This is a genomic window from Cupriavidus sp. 05N38 (genome assembly GCF_056397345.1).
In genome coordinates, this window is record NZ_JBFTNF010000150.1 from 1 (window position 1) to 2057 (window position 2057).

1 protein-coding gene and 2 pseudogenes are annotated in these 2057 nt (G+C 65.6%); 1 reads left to right on the forward strand and 2 read right to left on the reverse strand.

Translation table 11 applies throughout. The features are described 5' to 3' along the window. Positions 1–533 (forward strand): annotated as a pseudogene (locus tag AC1DK4_RS40565) (ATP-binding cassette domain-containing protein); the annotation flags it as partial. A gap of 16 nt (positions 534–549) precedes the next feature. Here the strand turns inward: AC1DK4_RS40565 and AC1DK4_RS40570 are convergent. Further along, a pseudogene (locus AC1DK4_RS40570) lies at positions 550–728 on the reverse strand (aldehyde dehydrogenase family protein); the annotation flags it as partial. 227 nt (positions 729–955) lie between these two features. Beyond that, positions 956–2057 (reverse strand): ABC transporter substrate-binding protein (locus tag AC1DK4_RS40575; protein WP_477132261.1); only part of this gene is annotated, 1102 nt, incomplete at its 5' end.

Below are 2057 nucleotides of genomic sequence, written 5' to 3' on the forward strand. Positions count from 1 at the left end.
ATCCTGGCGCGGCCGCTGCAGTTCTTCCACGGCCTGCGCGGCGAAGCGAAACGGGCACGGATCCGCCAGAACGGGCACGGATCCGCCAGTTGCTCGATCTGGTGCGGCTGCCGGCCGGCGTGGCGCAGCGCACGCCCGGTGGCCTGTCCGGCGGGCAGAAACAGCGCGTGAACCTGGCCCGCGCGCTGGCGGCCGAGCCAGAGCTGATCCTGTGCGACGAGATCACCTCGGCGCTGGACACGGTAGTCGGCGCGGCCATCCTCGACCTGATGGCCGAGCTGCGCAAGGAACTGGGTGTCTCATATCTCTTCATCAGCCACGACCTGCACACCGTGCGCTCGATCTGTGACGAGATCGTGGTGATGCAGCATGGCCGCAAGCTGACCCAGGTCGCGCACGCGGACTACGACCGCGGTCCGCACCACCCCTACTATGCGCTGCTGGCGCGCTCGGTGCCCGAGCTGCGCCGCGGCTGGATCGATGAAGTCGATCTGCATAGCGACGATGCAGTGGCCGCCGGCGTCACCGCCTGACCCCGTTCTCACGGCGTGGCGTGATCGCAGCGATGACGCCAACCGGTCGGCGCAGCGCCAGCACGCGCCGGCCGGGAACAGTCGCGGTGGTCACGCCGTCATCGGCGCGCGGGGCTTCTCCAGCAAACCATTCGAATAGTCGCAACCTCGCCCCTTGCCTTCAGCTAGTGGCTCGCCCTGCTCGCGCAAGAGCAGCGGCGCCGAGGCTTCAAATGCAAAGCGACCGGCTTGCGCCGGTCGCTTGAGAGGGCCGCGCCTTGGCGGCACGGCGGCGGAACGCTAGCTCGTCGCAGGCGTCCTCAATACGGGGTGTGGTGGGATGGCGGGCGCATTTGGCTACCCATGCCAGAAGGCCGCGCCGTCGCCCCGGATTTGCGAGAGCACACTGCACCCAGGCTACCGCACTCCCGCCACCTTCCAGATCAGGCATCCAGCCAGACGTTCTCAGCAAACGAATAGCCCATCAGCCCCCCCAGCGGGATCGGCGACAGGCCCTTGAGCTTCGACGAATGTGCGTCGATGCTGGCCAGGAACAGCGGGATACCAATGCCGGCGTCCTCGTGGATCATGGTCTGCATGTCGCCATACAACTGCTTGCGTTTGGCGGTATCGGTTTCGCCCCGCGCCGCCAGCAGCAGCTGGTCGAACCTGGGGTTCTTCCAGCGCGATTCGTTCCACGGCGCATCGGACTTGAAGAACTGCGTGAGAATGGTGTCGGCGCTGGGGCGCGGGTTGACATTGCCGAAGCCTACGGGGCTGTTGAGCCAGTGATTCGACCAGTAGCCATCGGCAGGCATGCGCTTGATGTCGATGTCCAGGCCGACACGCTGCGCGGTCTGCTGCAGCACCGTCGCGATCTCCACCGAATACAGCGCGGCGGGCGAGGTCACCACCGGCACCTTGCCCGTCACGCCGGCTTTGCGGAAATGGAACTTCGCCTTCTCCGGATCGAAGGCGCGCTGCGGCAAATCCTTGAAGAAGAAGCGGTTGGTGGGGTCGATCGGCTGATCGTTGCCGAGCACCGCATAGTCGAGCGCGATGGCTTTCTTCATCTGCTCGCGGTCTTGCAGGTACTTCATTCCCATCAAGAAGTCCGGGCTCATGCCTGGACCCGCGTCCTTGCGCATGATCAGGTCTGAGTACTGCCCCGATTGCGTGACGAGGATGGCGTAGCCCGGCGTACCCTTGACTCGGGCCACGGCGCGGGGGTTGACCATGGCCACCAGGTCCATCCCGCCCGACAGCAGCGCGTTGACGCGCGCACTGTCATCCGCAATGCCGACGAACTCGATTTCGTCGAGATAGGGCTTGCCGGGCTTCCAGTAGGCGCCGTTTCGCACCACGAGTGTGCGCACGCCCGGCCTGAACTCCTTGATCTTGTAGGGTCCGGTACCAATGCCGGCACTGAAGTCGGTGGTGCCGTCCTTGACGATGAGGAAGTGGAAGGTGCCCAGGATCACCGGCAGGTCGGCATTGGGGCTGGTGAGCACCACCGTGACCTCGTTCGGGCCGGTGGCTTTCACG